This is a genomic window from Streptomyces sp. NPDC002018 (genome assembly GCF_042890865.1).
Taxonomy (GTDB): domain Bacteria; phylum Actinomycetota; class Actinomycetes; order Streptomycetales; family Streptomycetaceae; genus Streptomyces.
This window is the reverse complement of the sequence record NZ_JBIASO010000050.1, coordinates 1-5,275: the sequence shown is the minus strand read 5'-3', so window position 1 is coordinate 5,275 and position 5,275 is coordinate 1. Positions and strand designations below refer to the sequence as shown.

General features: G+C 71.1%; 4 protein-coding genes and 2 pseudogenes. All 6 read right to left on the bottom strand.

The features are described from left to right. Positions 1-524: 524 nt before the first annotated feature. Positions 525-827, bottom strand: coding sequence for a hypothetical protein (locus ACFYYH_RS34400; protein WP_388559845.1), 303 nt, complete (start codon positions 825-827; stop codon positions 525-527). 214 nt (positions 828-1,041) lie between these two features. Continuing rightward, entirely contained in the window at positions 1,042-1,968 is a 927-nt protein-coding gene (locus ACFYYH_RS34395; protein WP_388559842.1) for a carboxylesterase family protein, read from the bottom strand. 94 nt (positions 1,969-2,062) lie between these two features. Next, positions 2,063-2,969, bottom strand: a pseudogene (locus tag ACFYYH_RS34390) (MBL fold metallo-hydrolase). Positions 2,970-3,091: 122 nt separating this feature from the next. Next, a pseudogene (locus tag ACFYYH_RS34385) lies at positions 3,092-4,092 on the bottom strand (SMP-30/gluconolactonase/LRE family protein). Positions 4,093-4,353: 261 nt separating this feature from the next. Continuing rightward, a complete protein-coding gene (locus ACFYYH_RS34380) occupies positions 4,354-4,650 on the bottom strand; it encodes a hypothetical protein (RefSeq protein ID WP_388559840.1) in 297 nt (98 codons plus the stop codon). Then, complete coding sequence (locus ACFYYH_RS34375; protein ID WP_388559837.1) at positions 4,643-4,987, bottom strand: helix-turn-helix domain-containing protein; 345 nt, start codon at positions 4,985-4,987, stop codon at positions 4,643-4,645. Before ACFYYH_RS34375 ends, ACFYYH_RS34380 begins: the two co-directional genes overlap by 8 nt. Positions 4,988-5,275: the final 288 nt, after the last annotated feature.

Genomic DNA, 5,275 nt, shown 5'->3' with positions numbered 1-5,275 from the left:
TGTCCACAGCCTCGTACCGGCCGTACTTGTGGATCGGCATCCCGGACGACCGCTGGGTGTGCGTCGCGTTGGTGACGGGCGTGGGGCGGCCGACGCCGACGACGGACGCGACGGAAGATTCGGACATTGCGCCTGGAACTCCTGGTGTGCTCGTCGATGGTGGTGAACGGTCTGAACCGCTCGGCTGGGATGGATGGGGCGCCTCGGGATCACACGCGACCCGTCGGTAATTCTGAGGCGGGGCCGCATCCGCGAGGAACGGTGCGTGCCCGCATTGCCTTCCGGTACAGGCCCCTGTGCCCTCGCGTCCCATGGCGCCCGCCAGCGGGGACGTGTGCGGGAGGCCATGGGCTTGGAGTCGCGAACCCTCCGGAGTGATCTCCATGGGTCTTCTTGTCACCGGAGACGACATGCTCGTTGTCGCTGAGCGGTGCGCCTTCGAAGGTTCGGGCGTGCACTTACCCGGCCCCCGGCCCCGGCCCGAGGCATGTCGTGGAAGGGCCCGGTGGCGGCGAGCCGACGTGTCACCCTGCGCCGAGGCGTTCGACGTGTCCCCCCACTGGTCGGTAAATGGGCCAGCCAGGGTCGCCGCTCTCAGCGAACCTGACCCATGACCGGTGGATCCTGCCGGCGAGTCCGGACGGCGGTTCGGTGATGCCGAGGAGCCCTCGTGGGCCGTGCAGCGACGGCAGGGACAGGCGGTCGAAGACGAACGGCAGCTCCATCACGTGACTGGCGCCGAGTTGTCCGTCGATCGCGTCGGAGCGCCAGGCGAACTCGTAGCGGTAGGTCCGCCGGGACGCGGCGCTCGCGTGTGCGGCGGCCATCCGCCGAGTGCCCGCTCCGAAGAGCCCGTCGCCGAGGATGAGGGTGCGCAGTTCGGCGGTGGTGGCGGCAGGGTGTTCCGTCGACAGCCGTGTACGGCGTCGGCGGGACGGGGGTGGAATCGTGCCGCGGTGTCCAGGAGATCGGCTTCGGTGCTGCCGGCCAGGACGCCGAGCGGGGCGAGGTAGAGGCTGCCTTCGTCGAGGTTGGAGCCGATCAGCAGGTCGACACCGGATCCACGGGTGGCCAGCGTGGTGGCGGGCTGTTGCTCGCCGACGAGACTGAAGGAGGTGATGCCGGCCAGCGGGTGGTGGTGGGCGGGGTGCGCAGGTCCAGTCCGGTCAGATGGGGCAAGAGGTCGACGAGACGCGCGTCCGGGACGTCCGCCAGGGTTTCGGCCGTGGGCCCGATCTCCAGCTCGCGTCCGACCGCTGCGGTGACGATGCGCGCTTGCTCCGGTGTGAACGCGGCGGTGCCGCTGCCGCTTTGGATGATCGCCCGTCGCACGAGGCCGGAGGAGGCGGGGTCGGCGAGGATGCCGCCGACGATGATGGCTCCGGCGGACTGGCCGAAGAGGGTGACATTGGCGGGGTCGCCGCCGAAGTGGTCGATGGTGTCGCGGATCCAGCGCAGGGCGGCGAGTACGTCGAGCATGCCACGGTTGTCCGGTGCGTCCGGCAGGTGGAGGAAGCCGGGTATGCCGAGGCGGTAGTTGACGGTGACCAGGACCACACCGTCGCGGGCGAAGGCGGTGCCGTCGTGGAGCGGTGCGCGGTTGGAGCCGGCGACAAAGCCTCCGCCGTGTACGAACACCATGACCGGCCGCCGCTCCGGTTTGTTCTGCCGCGGTGCCCAGATGTTCACGGTGAGGTAGTCGCTGCCGCGCTGCCACCCCGGGCCGAAGTAGGAGGACATGTCGAGCGTGCCGAAGGCGTCGCGGACGGGCTGGGGCGCGGTCGGCCCCGGCCGTGTCGCATCACGGACCTCGGTCCAACCAGGGTGCGGGCTCGGCGCGGTGAAACGCTCACGGGCGACGGGCGCGGCGGCGTAGGGCACATCGAGGAAGACGGCGCCGTGTGCGTGGTGGCGGCCGCGGATCGGACCGAGGGTGGTGGTGACGGTGGTGTAGCCGGCGGACGCCATCCGGTGTCTCCTCGCTGGTTGCTGCGGCGGTGCCGCCGCCCCGGGTCGGTCGGGGCGGCGGCCTGCATGAAGCCGGTGGGTCAGTACCGGTTGGTCAGTACCGGCTGATCGGTGCCCAGTTCTTGATCGCGAAGCCGTTGCCGTTGTGCTCGACTTCGAGAGCGCTCTGGCCGCTGAAGTGGCCGGGCAGGACGAGGGCGTTGGTATCGGCGGCCCGGCCGAGCAGCCTGGGCCGGGTCGCGCGGGCCTGGGCCGGGTCGTGGCAGAAACAGCTGTTGTGATCCGGATGGGTGACCTGAAGGGGGGTGTGCATCAGGTCGCCGGCGAACAGGGCCCTGTCGGTGCCCGAGGCCAGTTCGACGACACTGGAGCCGGGTGTGTGGCCGGGGGCCGCCTCCAGACGCAGGTGGGCGTCGATGGTGTGGCTGCCCTCCCACAACTGGACCTGGCCTGCGGCGTGGACGGGGGCGACGCTGTCCTCGAAGACGTTCTCGTTGACCCCGTCGGCGATGTCCGGGTTGTTCGCAGGGTTCCAGAACTCGAAGTCGGCCTTGGGCATCAGATAGGTGGCGTTCGGAAACGTGGGTACCCAGGCGCCCTCGGTCAGTCGGGTGTTCCAGCCGACGTGGTCGACGTGGAGATGGGTGTTGACGACCAGGTCGACGTCCTCGGGACGTACACCCGCGCGGGCGAGATTGGCGAGGTAGTCAAGGTTCAGGTGGTCCCACCCGTCGACGGCCGGACGGGACTTGTCGTTGCCGACACCGGTGTCGACCAGGATCGTCCGGCCACCGCTGCGCAGCAGCCAGGTCTGCGTGGCGACGTGGACCATGGCGTCGTCGGCGCCCAGGTGGTGGGGCACCAGCATGGCGCGGTGGTCCTTCCATGCCTGCTCCGGAAGGTCCGGGAAGAACTGGTCCGCGGGCATGATCGGACCGTGCATTTTCCTCGATCCGGGTGATCGTGACATCGCCCAGGCTGATCTCGTTCGTGTCCTGCATGGTGTGTCTCCGTACGGTGAGGGTTCCGGGAGGGACCGGGGTGGCGTGACGGGGCCGTCGACAGGGGCACGACCGTCCGGGAGGGGCCGATGCGGTTCCCGCCGGGTGGGTACCCGTGGCGCTCAGCGCTTCAGCTGGACGCGGAGGAGGTTGGGGTCCTCGGCGGTGAGGTAGGCGGCGCTCGTCACATGGACGGTGTCTCCGCGCACAGCGATGGATGTGGGGTTCTGCAGGCCGTCGGCGGGGGTCAGCACGAGGGAGTGCCGGCCGTCGGGCTGGACGAGCGCGACCTGGCTCGTGCCGTTGAGGGCGGCCAGCAGCTGGTCGCCGCGGCCGGTGAAGGTGAAGTCGTCGATCCCCTGCAGGCCGGTGGCCTCGGTCCGGACCCGGCCGGCGCGGTCGTCCGGGCGGATGGGGATGCGCAGGACGGTGCCCTTGTCGAGGTTGGTGGCCCAGACCTCACCCTTGTGGATCTTCAGGCCGTTGGCGCCGAGGAAGCCGGTGGAGGCCAGTTCGGGGGCGGTGGACCACGCGGTGGGGGCGCCGCCGGTGGAGCGCACCCTCCAGATGGTGCCGAGTACGGAGTCGGTGATGTAGAGCATGCGGGGCGTGCGTCGAGGGCCAGGCCGTTGGGCAGGCCGTTCTCGGGGAGCGCGGCGAGCCGCTGCGGCTCGCCGCCGGGGCGCAGGCGCCACACACCGGTCAGGTCGGAGGTACCGGTGGCGTACAGGAAGTACAAGGTGCCGTCGGGGGCGCGGACGATGCCGGTCGTCAGCGGGAAGCCCAGCGCCGGGGTGTGGATGCCGCCGTCGGCGGGGCCGGGCAGGGTGGCCAGGATCCGGGTGGTGCCGTCGCGGGAGACCTTGGCGATCTCGCGGCCCGCGGCGAAGGTGATATACGCGTCGCCATTCGGTGCCAGGGCTATGTTCTCCGGTGTCTGGCCCTTGGCCAGGTCGAAGTGCACGGACACTCTCGGGCCGGACAGGGGCGCGGCGGTGGTTGAGGCCCGGGCCGGGGCCGGGGCCTCGCTGAGCGCTGCGGCGGTGGCCGGGCTGAGCGCCGCGGCGGTGGCCGCGACCAGGACGGCTGACGCCGCCGAGAGAGCGAGCAGCTTCGTGGACATGGTGTTCCTTCACTGGTTTCGGGCGTGCGGCAGCGGCACGCCGACGTACGTGTGTGGCTGTGAGGGGCGGGGCGGGGCGGGCCGGGGCCGGGCCATCACGCGGCTGCTCCCGGCAGCGGCCGGCGGGCCGTGCCTGATGATCCGGATACGCGCGGGTGCGCGGTGGCGGGTCCGGCGTGTGGTGCAGTTAAGGGTGTGGGGGTCAGTCGGTGAGCACCCGAGACCCCGGCCGCGCCGGGTCCGCCGGGAGGGACTCCTGCGTCACGGGCGGGTGCTGGCCTGGGTGGCGGCCGTGTTGGTGGAGGGCGCGGCGGCCGGGATGGTGGACGGTACGGTGGCCTGGGCGAGCAGGGTCAGTGCGGCACGCGAGGGCGAGTCCGCCTCCGTGGTGGCGACGACCACGACGGGGCCGGGCCCGTGGCTCAAGGTCTGCTGGACGACGGTGAGAGTTCCGACCAGCGGGTGCCGCATCTCATAAGCCGCGACGGTGCACGCCTTGATCCGGTGGTCGGCCCACATCGACGCGAACTCAGCGCTCCTCGAACCCAGTTCACCCACCAGCGAGTGCAGCGCGCTGTCCTGCGGGTGCTGGCCGCCGGTTCCGGGAGCGATGGCGGTCCGCCCGGGCCAGGTCGTGCAGGTGCAGCCGCTCGGACTCGTCCAGCCGCAGGGCTCGGGCGATCGCGTCCAGTACCTCGGGTGAGGCGCTCTGCGACTGGCCCTGCTCCAGCCGCGTGTAGTAGGAGACACTCACCCCCGCCAGTTGCGCCAGCTCCTCGCGCCGAAGACCCGGCACGCGCCGGCGCTCGCCATAGGTGGGCACTCCGACATCTGCGGGACGCAGCTGGGAACGCCGCGTCCTCAGGAAGTCTCCGAGCTGCACCTGTCCGTTCATGGCTCCGAGTATCGATCCCTTCGGAACGCCTTGCCTGCCCCGGCTGTGGATAGGCACGGGCGGGCCTGGCTGCCGGGCGCCACAGTCGGTGAACTGGATGGGAACGCAAGTGAGTCGGCAGGCCGGAACCGTCTGACCGGTCGTCGGGCGTCCCCCGGCGGGGGGTGTACCCAGCACCACCTCCCGGCCGGGTCGTACGCCCAGTGTGCCGAGCCCTCGGCGCCCATAGCGTCATGGTCACGGCGCAGAGAGCGCCACAGCGGAAGGGGCGGCGGACATGTTCCACCG